11 protein-coding genes are annotated in these 20,416 nt (G+C 67.6%); 6 read left to right on the plus strand and 5 right to left on the minus strand.

Annotated features, from left to right (window positions below; all coding sequences use genetic code 11):
• The first annotated feature begins 155 nt into the window (after positions 1-155).
• Positions 156-2,015 carry a glycoside hydrolase family 15 protein gene (locus tag BS75_RS01800; protein ID WP_034086914.1) on the plus strand — a complete coding sequence of 620 codons (1,860 nt, stop codon included), beginning with the start codon at positions 156-158 and terminating at the stop codon, positions 2,013-2,015.
• A 67-nt stretch (positions 2,016-2,082) separates the two neighbouring features.
• On the opposite strand, the gene BS75_RS47660 is transcribed toward BS75_RS01800, so the two are convergent.
• Together BS75_RS47660 and BS75_RS47665 are read right to left on the minus strand one after the other, a co-directional pair.
• Positions 2,083-2,226 carry a hypothetical protein gene (locus tag BS75_RS47660; protein WP_156164194.1) on the minus strand — a complete coding sequence of 48 codons (144 nt, stop codon included), beginning with the start codon at positions 2,224-2,226 and terminating at the stop codon, positions 2,083-2,085.
• A gap of 11 nt (positions 2,227-2,237) precedes the next feature.
• Complete coding sequence (locus BS75_RS47665; protein WP_152646196.1) at positions 2,238-2,891, minus strand: SMI1/KNR4 family protein; 654 nt, start codon at positions 2,889-2,891, stop codon at positions 2,238-2,240.
• Between the two features lie 102 nt (positions 2,892-2,993).
• Here BS75_RS47665 and BS75_RS01805 point away from each other — a divergent pair, with 102 nt between their 5' ends.
• The 4 genes from BS75_RS01805 (at position 2,994) to BS75_RS01820 (ending at position 7,120) form a co-directional block, all read left to right on the plus strand.
• Complete coding sequence (locus BS75_RS01805) at positions 2,994-4,217, plus strand: IS701 family transposase (protein ID WP_081982015.1); 1,224 nt, start codon at positions 2,994-2,996, stop codon at positions 4,215-4,217.
• Between the two features lie 294 nt (positions 4,218-4,511).
• Complete coding sequence (locus BS75_RS01810; protein WP_034086915.1) at positions 4,512-5,018, plus strand: winged helix-turn-helix domain-containing protein; 507 nt, start codon at positions 4,512-4,514, stop codon at positions 5,016-5,018.
• A gap of 38 nt (positions 5,019-5,056) precedes the next feature.
• Positions 5,057-5,551: a transposase gene (locus BS75_RS01815; RefSeq protein WP_231608088.1), complete on the plus strand. Its 495-nt coding sequence runs from the start codon at positions 5,057-5,059 to the stop codon at positions 5,549-5,551.
• A gap of 144 nt (positions 5,552-5,695) precedes the next feature.
• A complete protein-coding gene (locus BS75_RS01820) occupies positions 5,696-7,120 on the plus strand; it encodes an IS1380 family transposase (RefSeq protein ID WP_231607652.1) in 1,425 nt (474 codons plus the stop codon).
• A 144-nt stretch (positions 7,121-7,264) separates the two neighbouring features.
• On the opposite strand, the gene BS75_RS01825 is transcribed toward BS75_RS01820, so the two are convergent.
• Positions 7,265-8,614: an IS701 family transposase gene (locus tag BS75_RS01825; protein ID WP_034086917.1), complete on the minus strand. Its 1,350-nt coding sequence runs from the start codon at positions 8,612-8,614 to the stop codon at positions 7,265-7,267.
• Between the two features lie 338 nt (positions 8,615-8,952).
• Here BS75_RS01825 and BS75_RS01830 point away from each other — a divergent pair, with 338 nt between their 5' ends.
• Positions 8,953-10,098 (plus strand): IS701 family transposase, encoded by a 1,146-nt coding sequence (locus BS75_RS01830; protein ID WP_034086918.1) that lies wholly within the window; start codon positions 8,953-8,955, stop codon positions 10,096-10,098.
• A 438-nt stretch (positions 10,099-10,536) separates the two neighbouring features.
• Here the strand turns inward: BS75_RS01830 and BS75_RS45855 are convergent, their stop codons facing one another.
• Together BS75_RS45855 and BS75_RS51270 are read right to left on the minus strand one after the other, a co-directional pair.
• Positions 10,537-11,136, minus strand: coding sequence for an SMI1/KNR4 family protein (locus BS75_RS45855; RefSeq protein ID WP_160312344.1), 600 nt, complete (start codon positions 11,134-11,136; stop codon positions 10,537-10,539).
• A gap of 8 nt (positions 11,137-11,144) precedes the next feature.
• Positions 11,145-20,405, minus strand: coding sequence for a LamG-like jellyroll fold domain-containing protein (locus BS75_RS51270; protein ID WP_042441023.1), 9,261 nt, complete (start codon positions 20,403-20,405; stop codon positions 11,145-11,147).
• Between the last annotated feature and the right edge of the window lie 11 nt (positions 20,406-20,416).

A 20,416-nucleotide genomic window follows, 5' to 3' on the forward strand; every position in this document is an offset into this window, starting at 1 on the left:
GGAGCAACCCGGCTGGTCGCGGCGGTCGGGGCCGGAAAGAGTGGCCGGGACGTGCCGCCGCGTGCGGCACCGCACCACTGGCCGCGCCGGTGCACCGCCCCCTGACCCGCACCGCCCCGGAGTCGGCGCCGTGCCCCTTTCCGGAGGGACCTCCCATGCTCCGCTACCCGTCCATCGCCGACCACGGGCTCGTCGGCGATCTGCAGACCTGTGCCCTGGTCTCGGCCGAGGGTGTCGTCGACTGGATGTGCGCGCCGCGCTTCGACTCGCCCAGCGTCTTCGCCGCCCTGCTCGACCACGACCGCGGCGGCTACTTCTCAATCAGCGCCGCGGACGTCCCGGGCACCAGCGTCCGCCAGCTCTACCTGGCCGACACGGCGATCCTGGTCACCCGGTTCCTGACCCCCGACGGCGTCGGGGAGGTCGTGGACTGCATGCCGGTGAACCGCCCCGAGCAGGCCACGGACCGGCACCGGCTGCTGCGCGGGATGCGGGTGGTGCGCGGCAGCGTCGACTTCACCCTGGAGTGCCGCCCCCGGTTCGACTACGGCCGCGCCGCGCACAGCCTGCACCTCGACGGCGCCGACGCGCTCTTCGCGGGTCCGGGCATCGACGCCCGTCTGCAGACGGCCGGGCCGATCCGGCTGGAGCGCGACGGCGCGGGCGACGTCCGCGCCCGGGTCACGCTCCGCGCCGGCGAGGAGGCGGCCGCCCTGCTGACCCTCTGCGACAGCGACAGCGACAGCGCCGGCGACGACGGCGGCCCGGCGCCGGACCCGCTGACCCTGTCGGACGCCCTGGCGCAGATCCGGCACACCCGGCACTACTGGCAGGGCTGGACCGCCCGGTGCCGCTACCGCGGCCGCTGGCAGCAGCAGGTGCGCCGCTCGGCGATCACCCTCAAGCTGCTGACCTACGCGCCCACCGGCGCCCCGATCGCCGCAGCCACCATGGGCCTGCCCGAGCAGGTCGGCGGCGAACGCAACTGGGACTACCGCTACACCTGGATTCGCGACGCCTCGCTGTCGGTACGGGCGTTGCAGGACCTCGGCTACACCGAGGAGGCCCACGCCTTCCGCCGCTGGCTCGGCGACCGCCTCAGCGCCGGGAACACCGCCAACGGCGAGCCGCTGCAGATCATGTACCGCGTGGACGGGGACCCCGAGCTGACCGAGGAGGTGCTGGACCACCTGGAGGGCTGGCGCTCCTCGGCGCCGGTCCGCGCCGGCAACGGCGCCGCCGGCCAGCTGCAGCTCGACATCTACGGCGAGGCCGTCCACGCCCTCGCCCAGGTCCGCACCCTGGCCGACCTCGCGGGCATCGACGGCTGGCGGCTCAGCGCAGAGCTGCTCGACTGGCTGACCGACCACTGGGACCGCCCCGACGAGGGCATCTGGGAGACCCGCGGCGGACAGCAGGACTTCACCTACAGCCGGCTGATGTGCTGGCTCGCCTTCGACCGCGGCATCGAGGTGGCCACCCGCTTCGGACGGCCCGCCGACCTCCCGCGCTGGCGGGCGGCCCGCGACGCCATCATGGACCAGGTCGTGCGGAAGGGCTGGAACGAGCAGCGCCAGGCCTTCGTCCAGCACTACGGCACCGATGTCCTGGACGCCTCGCTGCTGCTGATGCCGCTGGTCGGCTTCCTCTCCCCGACCGACCCCCGCTGGCTGGCCACCCTCGACGCGATGAACACCGAACTGGTCTCCGACAGCCTCGTCTACCGCTACAACCCCGCCGCCTCATCGGACGGCCTGCGCGGGAGCGAGGGCACCTTCTCCCTGTGCAGCTTCCTCTACGTGGACGCCCTGGCCCGGGCCGGCCGCACCGACGAGGCCCGCTACGCCTTCGACAAGATGCTCACCTACGCCAACCACGTCGGCCTGTTCGCCGAGGAGATCGGCCCGACCGGCGAGCAACTCGGCAACTTCCCCCAGGCGTTCACCCACCTCGCGCTGATCACCGCCGCCATCGCCCTCGACGAGGAGCTCGACCGCGCCGAAGCGCTGCGCTGACCCGCCGCCGGGGCCGTGCCCGGGGCGGGCGGGCACGGCCGGCAGCGTGGGTCGGGCGGAGCCGCCGCTACTGCGTGGGCATGGTCTGCACGCCGCTGGGCACCGTCGGGGCGGGGTTGGCGGCGACCTCCTGCTGCGCGGTGACCAGGGAGGCCGTGGCCGCGGCGACGTACCCGCCGCCGGGTCGCCGCTGACACTGATTCAGATGCAACGTTCACAAGCTCAACTCCCAGCCCCCAGGGAGGCGCGGTCTAAATTCACCTCGCCCGCCTCAGAGCTCGTCGAATTCACCAGGTACTCCCAGGGATCGGCACCCTCACTCATAAGTCGACGTTCATCCTCCGCATGAATGAAACGGGAATGGGGAGCGCCCAAAATGTCGGGAATGTCAAATGGGCGATGATGGCGATCACCGAGCGTGAGCGTGATGAATTCCACCATGCCCATGAACAGTTCCTTCGCTGCACCCCCACGATGATTCCGCACAACCAGAGGCCACAGGTCTGGATCCTCTCCACGCATGCACCAGAAGAGGTCGACGCCAGTCCCCGTAGTGCCCCAGCCAACAAGGGAGCCCATCTGCGGCCAAGCTGGATACCAAAACTCATTTCCGTCAATTCGGGACTCAGTATTGGCGATCGGCGTTAGGTCACGACACCGAAGCACGCCCGGCGTCAGTTCACCGTCGACGGGAGTTGCGATCGTGAGCACATTGTCAATTGTGCCCCTGCCGTAAGCATCCATGAATTCCCGGAAATCCCGAGGGAAGGAGACTTTCCAGCGCCGCTCCACCGCTTGCCAGTCCACATTTTCTTGCGGATTCCCAGGAGGTGACAGAACATCGACGAGCCGTCGAAGTGACGAATTCATATCCATTTCCCCTCTCGCAACAACTACGTACCCCCAGCTACCTAGTACTACAGCCGGTTGTTCACGTGACGTGATGGCGGCTGGCTCGTTACTCCATTCGTGGGAGTGATGCTGCCGCCAGGTGCGGTGCCGACGGGCGAGTTGAGCGAGGCTGATGTCCGTTCCATGGAGGGTGAGTTGGAGGCGCTGTGTGCCTCGGTGGACGATGTGTTCGCCCGCCCGGCCTCGCGGGAGAACCTGCGGGCGATGATGCGCGGGCTGCTGGCTGAGGTGCCGCGCAAGAACCTGTGGCAGCTGGCCGAGTTCGCCGGTCACCCCAACCCCGACCGGCTGCAGGGCTTCCTGGCCAAGGCGGCGTGGGACGCGGACGAACTGCGCGACCGGGTCCGGGACTATGCCGTCGCCGCCCTGACCGCCCCGGATGCGGTACTCATCGCGGACGAGACTGGTGACATCAAGAAGGGCACCAAGAGCGCCGGGGTGCAGCGGCAGTACACCGGAACCGCAGGCCGGATCGAGAACGCCCAGGTCAGCGTCCACCTGTCCTACGGCTCCAGCCGGGGTCGGACACTGATCGACCGTGAGCTCTACCTCGGGAGGACATGGGCTGGAACCACCGCCGAACATGAACGGCGCAGTGCCGAGCAGGGCATCCCGCCCGAGCGCGCCACGCAAGTGGCCACCAAGCCGGAACTGGCCCGGCGGATGGTGGAACGCGCCGTGCGGGCAGGGGTCCCGTTCTCCTACTTCCTGGCCGACGAGGTCTACGGCCAGGCCCGCGCCCTGCGTGCCTGGCTGGAGGAACAGCGCATCCGCTACGTGCTGGCCATCCCCAAGGACGAGGCGCTGCCACTGCCCGACGGGCGCACCCGCCAGGCCCGCGAACTGTACGCGGCCGTGCCCGAGGACGTCTTCGAGCGCCGTTCGTGCGCCGACGGCGCCAAGGGCCCGCGCGACTACGACTGGGCCATCGTCCAACTCGCCCACACTGATCTGGAGTTGGAGCGCCACCTGTTGATCCGGCGTTCCACCGTTCCGAACAAGGTGAACAAGAAGACCGGCGAACTGGTCCGCGAGGTCGCCTACTTCCTGTGCCACGCCGACACCGGCACCACCCTGTCCGCACTGGTGACCGCCGCCGGGCAGCGCTGGATGGTCGAGGAGTCCTTCCAGGTGGCCAAGGGCCAGGTCGGACTCGATGAGCACGAGGTACGCAAATGGTGCTCGTGGTACCGGCACACCACCGTATGCATGCTCGCCATGGCCTTCCTGGCCGACGTCCGGAGCCGGCTAATACCGCACCGTCCACCGACAGTCGACCCCCGACCGTGAACGAGATCCGCCGCCTGTACGACCGCATCGTCCAGGCACCAGTGCGCACCGCCCGCACCTGGCTGACCATGCACTGGCACCGCTGGCGCACCCGCCACCAAACCCGGGCCCGCCACAGCCACTACCGCACCCGAACCGCCCGCGCTCACTCACCGTAAAACCACCGGCTGTAGTACTAGGGGGACCCTAGGTAGCTGAACCGATATCCCGGTTATTTTACTCCAGGCGTCGGCAGCTCACTACTGATCTTTAATCTCTGACTTGACGATCAGTCATAATGGGTACAAGTTCCCTATGGTGCAGTCTAGTTCGGGCAAGTTGGATGCTGCTTGGCGTGAGGAGCGGCGAATGCGGGCTGCCGCTCTGTTCGAACAGGGCGTGAAGCAGGCTGAGATCGGCCGGTTGCTGGGGGTGTCGCGGCAGGCTGTGTGTCAGTGGCGGGCCGCGTGGGAAGAGGGCGGGTCGGAGGCGCTGGTCGCACGGCCAGGGGGTCCTGGTTCCTATCTGACGTCCGGTGAGGAAGGCGACCTGCTGGTGGTGCTGAGGCGCGGACCGCTGGAGTCGGGGTGGGACGATCAGTTGTGGACGCTGGCGCGGATCGCGCGGGTGATCGAGGAGCGGTTCGGTCCGCGGTTCACCCTTGCGGGCGTGTGGTACCTGCTGAAGCGACTGGGGTGGTCCTGGCAGGTTCCGGTGACACGGGCCGTCCAGCGGGACGAGGAGGCGATCGCCGCTTGGCGCACACAGACGTGGCCGGCGGCGTCCCATCCGACCAGGCCGCACGCGAGGGACGCTGGATAGTCTTCGAGGATGAGGCGGGAGCCGCGCTCACCGGGGTAGTGCGCCGCTCCTGGGGTCCACGGGGCGTCACACCCGTCATCGCCATGAACGGGGCACGGGGCAAGCGCGAGAACATGGTGACCTTCCTGGCCTACCGCACCGGGCGCGAGCCCCGGATGCTCGCCTGGCACAAGAGTGGCGAGGGGTACACGAAAGAGGACTTCCCCCTGCTCCTCACGATGCTGCACGCCCGCCTCGGCGCGAAGGTCACGCTGATCTGGGACAACTACTCCAGTCACACATCAGCCCAGGTCAGAGCCTGGATTGCCGAGCAGTCGACATGGCTGCGCGTGGTCGCGCTGCCGCCGTACGCGCCGGAACTGAATCCGGTGGAGCTCCTGTGGAAGAACGTGAAGGACCTGCTCGCGAACCGCGCATTCCGTTCGATCCACGAACTCGCCGACACCGCCGAGGCGGCACTCGGCAGCGTCAAGCACGCCACGCACCTCGCCGGAACCGGTCTGGCGCTACCGGAAGTTGAGTTAAGCGGCTAGTTAAAGATCAGTACTTCAGGCAGGACCAGCCTTGGGTATTCAACGGTGGCGATGATCTGACCCCGGATCAGGGAAAGGTGCCGTTGACCTGCAAGGATGTGAGTGTCGAAGTCATATCCAGTGCGGGAGCAAGGCACCTTTCGGGTGAAGGCTACAGGGTGGGATGAACGGCTGTCGGTGAAGGCCGACGGCAAGGGCGTGGTCGGACACGCCGGGGCGGCGCTGCTGCGCCGATGTGCGGACCGGACCGGGCTGACCAGTGCGCTGGGGAGGGTACTGCCGAGCGGCGTCGGTACCGGGTGGCGTGATCGCGGCCAGGTGGTGGTGATGCTCGCGGTCGCGATCGCGCTGGGGGCCACGAGCCTGCTGGACGCTGAGGCTCTACTGGCCCACCAGTCCGCGCTGTTCAAGGCTCCGGCCTCGGACTCAACGATGCGCCGCGCGTTGGCGGCGATCGATGACAGGGTCCTGGCGCGGATCGCGAAGGTCCGGGCACGGGTGCGTCGCCACGTGTGGAACCAGATCGCGCTGCGGCCCGGCGGATTCCCCTGGCTGAGCGTGGCGGGCAAGCGCCTGACGGGGTGGATCGTGATCGACATCGACGCCACGATCATCACCTCGGCGTCCAGGAAGGCCGGGGCAGCGGCGACTTTCAAGCGGACGTTCGGCTTTCATCCGCTGGCCGCGTGGTGCCAGAACACCCAGGAGTGCCTGGCCATGCTGCTGCGCGAGGGCAACGCCGGCGCGAACACGGTCACCGACCACCTGCGGGTCCTGGCCGACGCCCTGCGCCAGGTCCCCGACTCCTCGGCCGCCAAGATCCTGATCCGGATCGACGGCGCGGGTGCCACCCACGACCTCCTGGACCACCTCGAAGCCCTCAACACCGCCCGCCGCACCGTGCGCTACCTGGTCGGCTGGAAGATGACCGACGCCGACGAGACCGCCATCTCCCTGCTGCCGGACATCGCGTGGGGCGACACCCTGGCCCAGCACGGCACCACCGTCCCCACCGCGCACATCGCCGAACTCACCGACCTGAGCACCCGCCCCGGCTGGCCCGAGGGCATGCGCCTGCTGGTCCGTCGCACCCGACCCTCTGCCCGGCAGGCCAAGAAGCTGACGGACTTCGAGCGCGCCACCGGCTGGCGCTACGCGGTCATCGCGACCAACATCCGCCACATGTGGGGCATCGCCGGGTCCCACCAGCCGCAGTGGCTGGACGCCGTCGCCCGGGCCAGGGCCCAGGTCGAGGACCGGGTGCGCTGCAACAAGGCCATGGGCCTGCGCAACCTGCCCTCCCAGACCTGGGACGTGAACCGCGCGTGGATGCTGACCTGCAACCTTGCCGCAGACCTCGACGCCTGGACCCGCCTGCTCGGCCTGCACGACGTCGACGACCTGGCCGCCGCCGAGCCCGAGACCATGCGCTACCGGCTCTACCACCTCCCGGCCAAGCTCACCCGCCATGCCCGCCGCCGCTGGCTCACCCTGTCGCGCACCTGGCCCTGGTGCGACGCCTTCACCACCTGCTGGCAACGACTCGGCCTCCTACCGGCCCTCCACTGACCTTCCATCACCCGACCGACGCGGAACAGGAAGGAGCAGAGCCCAGCCCCGGGAGCAGTGGAACCCCGGCGCAGCCGCAGCGAAACGCGAAGACCCGCACCGACATCGCAAGGACACGGCAGCTGTAGATCGTGATCTTTGGGTTCATGGGGTGCTGTCGGCGTAGGCGTGCCAGCGTTGGTGGCAGGCGCGGGCGCGGTGTTGGTGGCGGCGTCGCCAGGCGGACCAGCGCAGGACGTGGCCGGCGTCCCGGCGGGGCGTGGGGAGGATCAGTAGCCGGAGCAGGCGCAGGAGTTCGAAGCTGCTGAGTGGGACCAGCTCGAGCCCGGCGGGTGTGGGTTCGCCTGCTTCGAGGGCGGTGGCGACGGCGAGGAATGCGTAGGCGACCAGGGCGGCGGTGGACCAGCGGTGCCAGCTGGTCCAGGTGGTGACCTGGCCTTTGTCCAGGCCGACGGTGTTCTTCGCGGCTTGGAAGTCTTCCTCGATCTTCCAGCGCAGGCACACGATGCCCACCAGCCGCGCCAGGCTCGCCGGTATCGGGCTCCAGCAACGGTAGTAGGAGACGGTTCCGGTGTAGCGGTGGCGGCGGGCCAGCAGCACCGAGACCCCGCCTTCCGCGTGGTCGGCGGGGGTGTCGTCGGGGTGGACGTCGAGCATGGCCCAGTCGTAGTCGCGTGCGCCCTTGCTGCCGGTTCCGGTGCGCATCCGCTGCCAGGCCCCCTTGGGGACCAGGGCTTTCGCCTTGGCGGCGGACAGCCTGGCGCCCGAGGGCAGGGTGAGGTGGTGGCTGCTGCGGACCGCGACTGCGTAGCCGAGGCCGAGCCGGCGGCAGGTGGTCCGCAGGGCCTTGGCGCCGTAGACCTCGTCCCCGGCGAAGAAGCTCGCGCGGACCCCGGCGGCGTGCGCCTTCTCCAGCATGGCCTGGGCCTGGGCGGTCTTGGTTGCGAACATCAACTCCTCTGGCACGCCCGTGTGTTCGCGACGCTCCTCGTCGGCGGCCCACTGACGGCCGAGGTAGTGGACGCGGTCGACGATGGTGTGGCCGCGGCTGGTGGCGTAGGTGAGGTGGACGGCGACCTGGCACAGGCCGATCCCGCCGAGCGAGCCGGAGTACTGGTGGGCGGCGCCGACCGCGTCGGTGGAGGACTTCGCGTCGCCGGTCTCGTCCGCGATCAGCACCGCGTCGCCGTCGTCCAGCGCGGCGACGGCCCAGGCGGCGGCCGCGTCCAGCACCGCTTCGTCGTCCCAGCTCGCGCGGGAGAGCAGGTGCTGCAGGCGGTGTGGGCCGCTGTGGCCGATCGCCTCGGCCAGGGTCCAGCAGTTGACGTTCTCCAGTTCCATCAGCAGCCCCTCGGCGAGCTGGCGGAACGTCGAACGCGTCTCCCGGCGGGGAAAACCGCTGGCCACAGCGCCCATGAGGTCCTCGAAGAGCTCACGGTGCCGGTCATGCGCTATCGTCGGCGCGGCAGCCGCCGCGTACTGATGTTGAGTCACATCTCGTCATGATCGCGGCGGCTGTCCTCATGCCCGCAGACGGCCCCGGCCTCGCTGACCAGGAGCAACACCACCGAGATCACGATCTACAGCTGCCGTGAAGGACAAACCGGTGCGAACCGAAACCACTACCCAGCCGCGATCACAACAGACTCATCGAGGTCGATCAGGGCCCACTGCTCATCGGTGACATTGCCTCGCGCCATGACTGACTGCCTATCAAAACCGAGCCTCATGGCGCAGGCCAATCATCAAACTCGAGATCCAAACTCCAGACAGGACCTAGTACTGCAACGACACTCCGTGACCTGAGGAGCGGTTGGGTCGTTGGATATCGTATGCTGGAAAACATAACTGACGGCTGGTCAGATGAGTTTGACGATTTCGTGTCCCGGTTCGCTGGTCGTTTCGGGCGAGTGGAGCCCCGGCGGCAGATGATCTCCTACCTGCGGGGACTGCTCGGCGAGACGGAGCGGAAGAACGGCTGGACGCTGGCGGAAGCAGCAGGCGACGCCGGTCCGCAGGGAATGCAGCGACTGCTGAACTATTACGCCTGGGACGCGGACGCGTTACGGGATGACATCCGCAATGCGGTTATCGAAGCCATCGGCGATCGCGAGCATGGAGTCCTCATTCTGGATGAAACGGGGTTTATGAAGAAGGGGGTCCGATCGGCGGGGGTTGGGCGCCAGTACTCGGGGACAGCGGGGCGAATCGATAATTCTCAGGTCGGTGTGTTTCTGGCGTACGGATCCAATCGTGGTCGGGCTCTGATCGACCGGGAGCTTTACCTTCCCAAGGACTGGACCGATGACCGTGAGCGGTGCCAGGCCGCTGGTATCGATGACAATGTCAACTTCGCAACCAAACCCGATCTCGGACTTCGAATGCTAAAACGCGCCGTTGACGCCGGAGTGCCGTTCTCCTGGGTGACTGGCGATGAGGTCTACGGTCAGACCGGGCGTTTGCGGCTTTGGCTGGAGGAAAACGACATCCCCCACGTTTTGGTCGTGCCAAAATCCCAGATGGTCATCACCATGGAATTCTTCGGACAGGCCCGCGCTCACGAGCTGATCGGCGGCCTTCCGGCCAATGCCTGGCAACGTCTGAGCTGCGGTGATGGTGCCCATGGACCACGGGAGTACGACTGGGCGGCAGCCCCGATCCGCCCCTGGCGTCTTGAGGGCTGGGACCATTGGCTGCTTGCCCGACGCAGTCTCACCGATCCTACGGATATCGCCTACTACATATGTTTCTGTCCCACCGGAACCACGCTCCAAAAGCTTGCCTCGATCGCGGGATCGCGGTGGATGGTCGAAGAGTGCTTCCAGACATCGAAGAACGAGACCGGTCTTGACCACTACCAGGTCCGTGGATATACCGCGTGGTATCGGCATATCACCCTCTCCATGGCCGCCCTCGCATTTCTCGTCCTCCTTAGAGAGAAGGCCGCTAAAAAGGGGATCAAAATCTCGAACTGGTGAACTGTTGGTGCCCGTCAGCATGAACGAAGCACGACATCTTTTCAGCCGCGTCTGCTTTCCCAAGCGCAACGGAATCCACCATGCACTCGCCTGGTCGTTCTGGCGCCGAAAAGCTCAGGCTCGGGCCCGAATCAGCCACTACAAACGCAGAGGTCATACCGAAGTGTCGTTGCAGTACTAGTCCGCGTCTACCACGAGGCGGTGGGAGCACGAGTCCGCGTACTACGCCCTCCGCCACACGATCATGCAAGGGCGCGTCCTGCGGTCGGGCGACCCCGCCGGCGTGCGGCGATGGTCGAGGCCGCCGAGTCCAGGACCGGTACGGACCCGGACCGCTGCAGCTTCACAGTGGCCCTCCATGCCGCCCGCGAAATTACCTATCAACCTCTCAGGTGGAGCGTATATCTTATCGACAACCACAGGCTATTCGAAAAACACCTACACAGCCGGCGGCCCAGAGGATACCGACAAGCCCTCTCGCAGCCAATCCGACTCCATGATCCACCACATCCGGGGCCCAGTTAGCCACTCGGACGCCGGGTGATCGCCATGGAGCACATTAAGGAGAAACGCCACCATTCCACCCTCGAAGCGGTAGGTAGTGGCAGCGCCTCGCGCCCACATGATCACCGGCCATCGGTCCGGATCCGGATCCCCCGTCAACCAAAAGAAAATATCGCCGTCCTCATTTTCACCCCAGGCCAGCAGACCACCTGACGCCGGATGGATTGGATAGACCACCCCACCCCAATAGTCCTCATCGGCACCATCGAATTCAAAGAGCGGCCTAAAGTCCGAATGAGTTCTGTCAACGAACCGATTAAAACCGCCATTACTTAGGCTTGGAGCATAAACGAAGAACCTCGGCTCATCAAGTGCCGTATAAATTACCCCACCGCCATAGCGGCCGACAAATTCCCGATAATCCCCGGGGAAATCGATGCCAATTTCTGCAGCCGCGCCCTCCCAGGGCGGCGAGGATACGCCGCCCTCTGGCGGCGGCAGAAACCTGGCAAGGTCATCAAGATCCGCACTCATATGCATCCCTAGTTTCCAAGATTCGGATACTGGTTATCCCCAGTGTTAGGCACGTACACTGAGCCAACTCCCAATGGAGCTCCGGTCGCCTGGCTTTGCGATAGATAGCTTAGCCAGAATCCCAGAGGAATGGTGCTCGTCGCAGTCGCATATCTCGGCATGGCGACATAAATAAGAGCAGAATTCCCCGCAGGCTTCAACTGCCCCTGCGCTTGCGTTTCAAACTGGCGCATCGATCCGCTGCCCACATTCGTGCTCCGCCAGCAGGGTGCAACGTTGTCCAACGCACCGCTCCCTCCCAAGACCGATGGAGCCAAGTGGCAACTGTTGAGCCTACTCCTATTGAGCGCGGCCAGCTGCTGCGCAGGGGAATCGGGAGCCATGCTTCGCGGTATTTTCGCTCTGTTGTGCTTACTGTTGGTCTTGGTTGCGCAGACCACAGAACCTTCGGAGCGTCCATCATATCCGGTCGGCTCATAGTAGGCCCAGCCACCGTTCTGAGCGTTCGACTGAGAGCCTGGCATCGGGTTGTTCGCACAGGTCTGAGGATCGTCGTTGGAAGTCGGAGTGCATGAGGAGACGGCACACGTGGCGGCTGTTGCAAGTGCGGACCCTATGACCAGTGTTGAGGTGCTGACGATGTTGCTTAGGCTGCCGATGTTGATCAGCGAGGATGGCGGTTGTGCAACGTCGATTGAGTGGATATCGAGGGTAGCGTGGCCTATGTGTTCTGTGAGCGTCCTGGCTTCAGCCGCAATTTCGGCAGCCTCTGCGGCCGCTGCCGCTGCTGCGGCGGCGGCAGCGGCAGCAGCTGCAGCTACAGCTACAGAGACGCCGCCCCCAGCCCTACCGCCGCCACCGCCACCGCCACCGCCACTTTGCGTTACGGGTTCCATCGTGTTGCAGGGGATGAGGAGGGGCGGCCCACATTGCTGGCCTGAACCGCCGAGGAGTTGATTCATTCCCGACGAGTTGAGCTGCAACTGCGAGCAGCTGACGCCGTAGAGACCGGTGCAGGTGTCGCTGTCGTTGCCGGCCTGCATCGGTTGAAGCACGCTCCACACGGCGTCGCAAATCAGTGAGGCTACCTCGAGGTAGCTGCACTGATTATGTCCGCTTGGATCGGCGCCGGTGGTGGGGTTGTCGTTGGCGTAGGTGTAGGGGTTGGCGTTGACGCTGGAGCCGACTGGTGAGTTGCTCTGGGTGTCGGCGGAGTTGAAGCTGCCGGTGCCGGGCTGGTACCAGCGGGCGGCCATGTTGACCTGGCCGGTGGTGGGGTCGGTGTATTCGCTCTGGTAACCGAGGGTTCCGGTGAGGGTGGGGGTGCCGACGGGGTTGCCCCACGGGTCGTAGCTGGCGGAGCCGGTGAGGGTGGTGGCAGCAGCGGTGAACTGGGCGGTGATGTCGTCGTGGGCGTCGGTCATGGCGAGGGTGGCGCCGGTGCCGGGGGTGTTCTCGCCGGTGACGTTGCCGGAGGGGTCGCGGCTGTAGGTGGTGGTGCCGTCGGAGGCGACGTCGTTGTCCTGGCCGGAGTAGGCGAGGGTGGTGGTGCCGGAGGTGATGGCGCGGCCGAGGGCGTCGTAGGTGTAGCTGGTGGGGCCGGCGGTGGCTTCCTGGCCGTAGGCGTCGAAGCTGTAGGCCATGGTGGAGTTGTTGGCGGTGACGGTCTTGCCGTCGAGGGTGCCGCGGGCGGTGTAGCTGTAGGTGGAGGTGCCGTCGGAGGTGAGTTCGTCGCGGGCGTCGTAGGTGTAGGTGGTGGCGCCGGCGGTGAGGCGGTTGCCGTTGTCGTCGTAGGTGTAGCCGGTGGTGGTCGTGGTGGTGCTGCCGGCGGGGGTGGTGGCCCAGGAGGTGAGGCGTCCGGCCTGGTCGTACTGGTAGGTGTTGGTGGAGGCGCCGGTGGTGCCGGTGGTGGTCTCGCCGGTGAGCTGGTCGCCGTTGTTGTAGGTGTAGGCGATGCCCGCGACGGTGGTGCCGGCCGCGGTGGTCAGGGTGTCGTTGTTCAGGTGGTGCAGGGCGTCGTAGCCCAGGTTCTGGGTGTCGCCGCCGGTGCCGTAGCTGATGCTGGTGGGTTGGGACAGCGGGTTGTAATGGTAGGTGAGTTGGGTGCCGGTGGCCGCGTCGGTGTCGGTGGACAGGCGGCCGTCGGCGTCGTAGCTGTAGCTGCTGGTGCCCGACGCGTCGGTACGGGTCAGCGGGTTGCCGTCGGCGTTGTAGCTGAAGGAGCTAGCCCCTGCCTCGCCGGTGGCGGTGAGGAGCTGTCCCAGGGCGTTGGTGGCGTAGGTCTCGGTGCTGGAGCCGACCGAGCTGCCGACGAGGTACTGGTTCAGGGAGTAGGAGAAGCCGCGAGTGGCGGTGGGGGCGTCGGCGCCGGTGCCGCTCTGGGCGGTCAGGTCGCCCAGGGCGTCGTAGCTGTCGGTGACCGTCACCCCGCCCGGGAGGTATTCGTTCGCGGTGTCGCCGTCGCCGTCGTAGGCGAGGTAGGTGGTGGAGTTCGCAGCGCCCGAGTAGGCGGAGGTGGCGGGCGCGGTCTTCGACTCGGGCAGGTTCCAGGGGGTGTAGGTCGTGTAGGCGGTGTCGGCGGTGGTGCCGGCCGCGTTGCCGTTGCCGTCGGTGTACGCGGTCTGGTTGCCGTCGGCGTCGTAGCCGTAGGTAGTGGTGATCGAGTGGGTGGCGGTGGTCGGCTCGACCTGCTCGGTCAGGTCCCCCAGTGCGTCGTACTGGTAGGTCTCGGTGGTCTGCAGTGCGTTGGTGCTGCTGCGCAGGTCGCCGTCGTCGTCGTAGGTGGCGCTGGTGGAGCGCAGGACCGTGCCGGCCGGGTTCTCGTCGGCGGTGCCGGTCTCGCGCCCTGCGGCGTCGTAGGTGGCGGTCTGGACGCTCTGGTCGGGCAGGACCGTCTTGGTGGTGTCGCCGTTCAGGTCGTACGTGTAGTGGGTCGTGTCGCCGCTGGTGTCGGCCGACGAGGTCTTCTGGCCGAGGTTGTCGTAGGTGTAGGAGGCGGTGACGCCGGTTGTGGAGACGCTCGAGGCGACCTCGCCGGCGGTGTTGTAGGTGTCGGTGGTGCCGACCTGGGTCTGGGTGGTGGTGGAGGTGTAGACGTTCTCGGACGTGGTCTTGGGGCGGCCGAGGTCGTCGTAGCCCTGGTTGGCCACGCTCCCGTAGGGGTCGGTGGAGGTGAGCTGGTCGCCGCCCAGGTCGTAGGTGTAGCTCCAGGTGCCCTGCGTCATCGTGCCGCCCGCGTCGATGGCGGGGTTGGTCTGCGAGACGCGGTCGTCGAGCTGGTCGTAGGTGTAGTCGGTCTCGTTGCTGTCGTTGTCGACCTGCTTGGTCAGGTCGTTGTCGGCGTCCCAGCTCCAGGTCGTGGTCGAGGGGACGGGGCTGCTGGCGCCGTGGGGAGTGTAGGACGGCAGGGTCGTGGCGGACTTGCGGCCGTCCAGGTCGTACGCGGTCACGGTGATGTTGCCGCGCGCGTCCTCGCTCTGGGTGCGGTCGCCGAAGGTGTCGTAGCCGTCCAGGGTGGTGGGGGCGGTCGGGCTGGTCGCGCCGGTCGTCGGATCGGTTGTCGTGATCGTCGGGGCGACCGTGGTCGAGAGCTGGCCCGCCGCGTCGTAGGTGTAGCTGGTGGTCTGCGTGTCGGGGTCGGTCATGGTCAGGACCAGGCCGCGCTCGTCGTAGGTCCAGCCGGTGGTGAGCGTGGTCGTCGCGTTGACGTACTGGGCGGCGGTCTTCTTGTCGCCGTCGGGGTAGTACGTGTAGGTCCACTGCTGTGCCGGGTCGCCGGCGGCGTCGGTCTCGTCGGAGGTCAGGACGTGGCCGTCGAGGTCGTAGGTGTAGCTGGTGGCCCGGTCGGCGGCGCTGGGGTCGACGGTGGTGGTCAGCGTGCGGTCGTCCGCGTCCCAGGTGTGGTCGGTGGTCAGCGTGCCGTTCTTGGTGACCTGCGCAGTCAGGTTCCCGGCGGGGTCGTAGCTGTCCTGTTCGTCGATGTAGCCGGTGTCGGCCGAGCCGGTGTCGGTGACCTGCTTGGTCAGCCCGTTGTCGTAGTAGGCGTAGGTGCGGGTGACGCCGATGGCGTTGGTCACCGTGGACAGCCGGCCGCCCGGGTCGTAGGCCCGGCTCTCCAGCAGCTGAGCGACGGGGGCCTGCGCGGTCGCGGTCGAGCCGGTGTAGTTGCTGAGCGTGGTGGTCAGCAGGCGTCCGTCGGCATCGTGGGTGTAGGCGTACTGCTGGCCGCGGGGCTGGATCTCCGAGGACAGGTTCCCGTAGGAGTCGTAGAAGTACTGGGTCTCGTAGAGCATCGGGTCCGTGGACGTCGCCAGTTCGCCGTGGCTGTTGTAGGTGTCGACGGTCGGGCGCGAGGGGTCGCCGCCGGTGGTGTCGGAGACCGTGGTGGTCAGGGTGTTGCCGTCGGCGTCGTAGGTGTACGTCGTCTCCTTGGTGTGGACGACGTTGTTCCCGATGGCGTCGACGGCCCCCGGGTCGGTCTCGGTGAGCACGCGCCCGAGCGGGTCGTAGGTGTAGCTGGTGACCGGGTTCGTCGCCAGGTTCCCGGCGAGGGTCTTGGTCAGGACCCGGCCGAGCTGGTCGTAGGAGTACGTGGTCGTCAGGCCGCGGGGGTCGACGACGGTCGCGAGGTCGCCGTCCGCGAAGTAGGTGTACGCGGTCTTCGCGCCGCCGGGCGTGGTGGTGGAGGCCAGGAGTCCCACGGGGACGTCGTCGACGCCGTTCGCGTCGGGCGTGGTCGCGGTGGTGTACGTGTTGGCGGTCGTCAGGCCGCCGGTGTGGCCGGTCACCGCGGGCGTGGTCTCGGTGAGCCGGTTGCCGTTGGTGTCGTAGGTGTAGGACGTCTGGTAGGTCGTGTCCGTCGCGCCGGCCGAGCGGCCGTCCGAGGAGGTCAGCATCTCGTCGTTGCGCGGGTCGGTGGCCGACGTGGTGTCCAGGTAGTACGTGTAGTACGACGTGGAGCACAGGCTGGTGGCCTGGTCCTGGCAGGTGGTACGGGACACCACGTCGCCACGTGCGTTGTTCCCGGTGGTGGTGGTGTCCCCGTTCGGGTCGGTCACGGTGGCCAGGAACCCGCTGGCGTCGTAGCCGTAGGACGTCGTCGCGCCGGTGGCGTCGGTGCTCGACAGGATCCGCCCGCCGTTGGACAGGTCGTACGAGCTCGACATGACCTTCTGGCCCGGGTCGGTCACCTGCACCGTCTCGGTGGCCGCCGTGCCGGCGGACTGCTGGGCCGCCGACCACTGCGCGCCGACCTGCGCGGCGGTGAGCGCGGACGTGTACACGGCGGTCTCGGCCATCGAGCCGTCGAAGTAGACGGTCGAGCTCTCTGGCAGGGCGTCCCAGCCGATGCCGGTGACCCCCGCACCCAGCGTCAGGTACGGCATGCTCGTGAGCGCCAGGCTGGTGGCACTGCTCGTCGCCACCTGGCTGCCGTCCAGGTAGAGAACCTGCTTGGTGCCGGTCGCGGTGATCACCGCGTGGTGCCACTTGCCGTCGGTCACGCCGGCGGTGGACGCCATCTGCGTGATCCCGGTGCCCCAGAACTTGCCGTAGAGCTTTCCGTCGGTACCGACCCACAGCACCGGTGCCGCGGCGGCGAAGGACCCGGCCGACAGCACGTCACTCTCCATGCCCACCAGCACGCCGCCCCCAGTCGCGGTCTTGAACCACACCTGCGCCGAGACCGCGGAGGCCGTGGACGTCAGGTCCTGGGGAAGTTCCACATAACTGTCGGTGCCGTCGAACGACGCGGCTGTGGGCGCGGTGCCATCCGTCGCGGAGAACGGGCCGCCGCCCCCGAGTGTCGTGTTGTTGTAGGTGCCGTCTCCGCCGTTGACCTCGTCCGCCGCGTACGTCGACCCGGCCTCGTCGCCGAGCTGCCAGTACCCCTCAGGGCCGTCGCCCAGCACCGCGGAGTGGTAGACCTGGCTGGAGCCGGACACGGTCGGGTTGCCGAGGGTGTAGGTGCCGCCCTTGTCGTCGGTGACCGAGGTCAGCCGGCTGGTCGCGGTGTTGTACGTGACCTGGGCCTGGACGCGCTTGGCCGGGGTCGTCGTCCCGGTCAGGTAGGAGGCGCTGGAGGTTCCGATGCTGTGCAGGGCGGTGGCCTGGGTCGCCGTCAGCGGCTGGCTGTAGACCGACACGTCGGCGATGTCGCCGTCGAAGGAGTCGGCGTAGCCGGTGTAGTTGTCCGTCGCTTGGTGCGGTTCGTCCGGCCAGGTCCCGCCCCAGAAGCCCGCGCCCACGTAGACGTAGCTGCTTCCGTAGGCGTTGTAGGGCTCGACCTGCCCGGTCGCGTCGCCGACCAGGGAGCCGTCCAGGTACATCGCCTGTGTCGTGCCCGCGGCCGCGAGCACGACGTGGTGCCACGCGCCGTCGGTGACGACCTGGCCGGAGGCCATCGGGTCGACCTCGCCCGAGTACCAGAACTCCCCGTGCAGCTTCCCGTCCGAGCCGACGTACAGCGACGGCGTGTAGTAGCCCCCGACGTAGGTGGCGGAGGTGACCGGGGCCGTCTGGTAGGAGAACAGCACGCCGGCCGTGGTGGTCTTGAACCACAGCGAGATCGACTGGTTGCTCGCCGCCGTCGCCAGGGTGCTGGGCAGTGCCAGGCTGGAGCTGGTGCCGTTGAACCGTGCCGCCGTGGCGGTGGAGCCGGCCAGCGGGCTGCCGTCGGCGCCCAGCGTCACGTTCGCGTAGGTGCCCGCGTCGTCCTGCTCGTTCGCCAGGACCGAGGAGGCCGCCTTGCCGCTGCCCGCGGCGTCGTCCAGCCGCCAGTACGAGGTGGGGCCCGCGTCCAGTGCCGCCGCCGGATAGTTGGACCCGGGCGTGTAGGTGTAGCCGTAGCAGCTGGTGGACGCGGTCGCCGACGCGGCCTCCGAGGGCGGGCAGACCGAGGTGAGCTGGTCGCCGGTGTAGCCGTAGCTCCACAGCGAGGCCGTGGACGCGACCCCGGACGTCGCGTCGCCCGTGGTCACCGTCGCCACGTGCGCGTGCGCGGCCCCCGACGGGGTCGACCAGGCGAAGTACAGCGAACGCGAGGAGACGTTGTTCTCCTCCTGCGTCAGCTGGTAGGACGCGTTGTAGGTGAACGACTCCGAGAGCCCCGCATGCGTGGTGATCTTCGACAGCAGCCAGGTGTTCGTCCCGCCCGCCGCGCCGAACGTGTACGTCGTCCCGTCGGTCTGCGTCAGCCCGTAGCCGCCGCCCGACAGCGCCACCAACGTCGCATAGGTCCCCAGCGGAGGTATGTATCCGGAGCCGGAGTAGCCGTAGCGCTGCTCCTGGCCGCCGTCATTGGTGATCACGACGTTCTTCGTACCGTCGTCGTCCATGACGGCCCGCATGTCCGGCAGCGAGGACCAGCCTGCCCCGAACGCCCCCGCGGTACTGGTGTCCAGCGAATTGTAGGAGCGGTCCACCTCCAGCGCCGGCCCGGCGGTCGCCACCGTGGCATCCGTCGCACTGGTCGTGTAGTTCCCCGCCTCCTCGTCGTACCCGTGCCCCGAGTTCTGCGCCAGCCGCGAGGCCACCAGCGGCTGCGACACCTGCGTCGTGAACGCGCTCGTACTGCTCGTCTTCGCCAGGAAGCCGTCGTACGCCGTGACTGTCCAGTAGTAGCTGGTGCTCCAGGACAGGTCGCCCGACGGGACCGTCCACGCCGTGGAGGACTGCTTGGCCGAGGACACCACCTCCTTGCCCGCCGAGTTGTACACCGCGAAGTCGTAGGTCAGGGCGTCCGGCCAGGAGTCCGGGTCGACCGCCTGCACCTGCAGCTCGGGCGTCAGCTTGGGCGACACATAGCCGGAGGCCGGGAACATGTGCTCGACATCGGGGGCCGCGTCCGGCGCGTAGGTGATCGTCAAGTACGGGGTCTCGTCGACCACCTGCGAGGAGTCGAACTGCTTCCACGCCGAGGAGTTCGTGCCCGAGGAGAACACCGCCAGGCCGTTGTTCGCTGTCGTGCCCAGCGCGATGTCCTGCAAGTACGAGGTCGACAGCGTGGTGTCCTGCCACTGCCCTGTCGACGAGTCCAACGACGAGTTGGAGCAGGTGGAGGCTGCGGCTTCACCGGTCCAGGTCCCGATCGCGGCAGCGGTGGGGGGCAGATCCGACCACGACTTCGCGCCGGTCACGCTCCACGACGCGGTGATCGGATACGTCGAGTAGGACTGGGAGCTCCCGCAGGTGGCCGACCAGATGTCGAACATGTGCAGGACGGCGCCCTCGATGCGATAGCCGTTGCTCGTCGGCACCGTGGGGAACTTCAACAGCGACTCGCCGATGTGCGCACCGCCGTCATAGGTGCCGACCTTCAGCTGCCCGGCGGAGGAGAAGTCCTCGTCGTAGGGGTACTCCGCATAGGTGGTCTCCGTCTGCCCGGGCAGCGACACGTTGATCGACGGGTCCACCGTCACCGGGAACTGGATGTCCGAACCCGCGAGCCATGTCGGGTCCAACGACATCTGCACCGACGGCACGCCGTCCACCGTCGCCACCGTGTACGACACCGACCAGTTCTCGTGGTGCTCCCCCGAGACCGGGTCCACGTAGGAATCGTACGCGTACGCCTGCGGCAGTGTCGCGACCACGGCACCCGTGCCGTCGACCAGCTCCACCGTGCCGTCCGCAGCCGTCGTCAGCGACAGCCCCGTCAACGTCATCGGGAAGTCCCAGGTCGTCGCCGCTGCGGACGAGGTAAGAACCATGGACTCCTTCACACCGTCAGCGGTCGGCTGCAGCACCAGGTTGGTGTCCGGCAGGATCCCGTCGTACTCGGCCGTCGACCCGGTCACCGACACCGGCACGTCATCCGCGCCCGCCAGTGACCAGGAGACCGACTCGGAGGAGGAGACCGTCAGCGTCGCCAGCGCGCCGGTCGAAGAACCGCCGGAGACCACCGAGTCGGCCTGCACCGCACGGCCGAAACTCCACGGCAATGCTGATGGACCGGCCGAAGGCGTCAAGAACGAGGCGTCCTGGGCCGTGGAAGGGGCCGGCGTCGGCACCGGGGACGCCGCGGCCGCTCCCGTGGACGTGGGCGCGAACGAGACCTTCAGCGAGTTGGCCTTCTCCTGCCACCGCCCATCGCCAGCCCGCTCCAGGCCAGTGTCCAACGGCTGCCAGGAACCGTCACTGGCCTGGTAGTTGATCGGGTTCTGCGACACCTTGCGGGTGAAGCTGCCGTCCGCGTTCTGGTAGTAGTCGAACTTCTGGCCCGACTTGGCCGCGACCAGCTTCGACGTCCGGGTGTCGAACCCGCGGGACACCCGGCCGGAGG

Origin of the sequence: Streptacidiphilus albus JL83 (genome assembly GCF_000744705.1) — a bacterium.
GTDB lineage: Bacteria > Actinomycetota > Actinomycetes > Streptomycetales > Streptomycetaceae > Streptacidiphilus > Streptacidiphilus albus.

Excerpts from the sequence above, each read along its gene's own strand:
- BS75_RS01800 (WP_034086914.1), top strand. The coding sequence starts at position 156 with ATGCTCCGCTACCCGTCCATCGCCGACCACGGGCTCGTCGGCGATCTG.
- BS75_RS47665 (WP_152646196.1), bottom strand. The coding sequence starts at position 2,891 with ATGGATATGAATTCGTCACTTCGACGGCTCGTCGATGTTCTGTCACCT.
- BS75_RS01805 (WP_081982015.1), top strand. The coding sequence starts at position 2,994 with ATGCTGCCGCCAGGTGCGGTGCCGACGGGCGAGTTGAGCGAGGCTGAT.
- BS75_RS01810 (WP_034086915.1), top strand. The coding sequence starts at position 4,512 with ATGGTGCAGTCTAGTTCGGGCAAGTTGGATGCTGCTTGGCGTGAGGAG.
- BS75_RS01830 (WP_034086918.1), top strand. The coding sequence starts at position 8,953 with ATGCTGGAAAACATAACTGACGGCTGGTCAGATGAGTTTGACGATTTC.
- BS75_RS45855 (WP_160312344.1), bottom strand. The coding sequence starts at position 11,136 with ATGAGTGCGGATCTTGATGACCTTGCCAGGTTTCTGCCGCCGCCAGAG.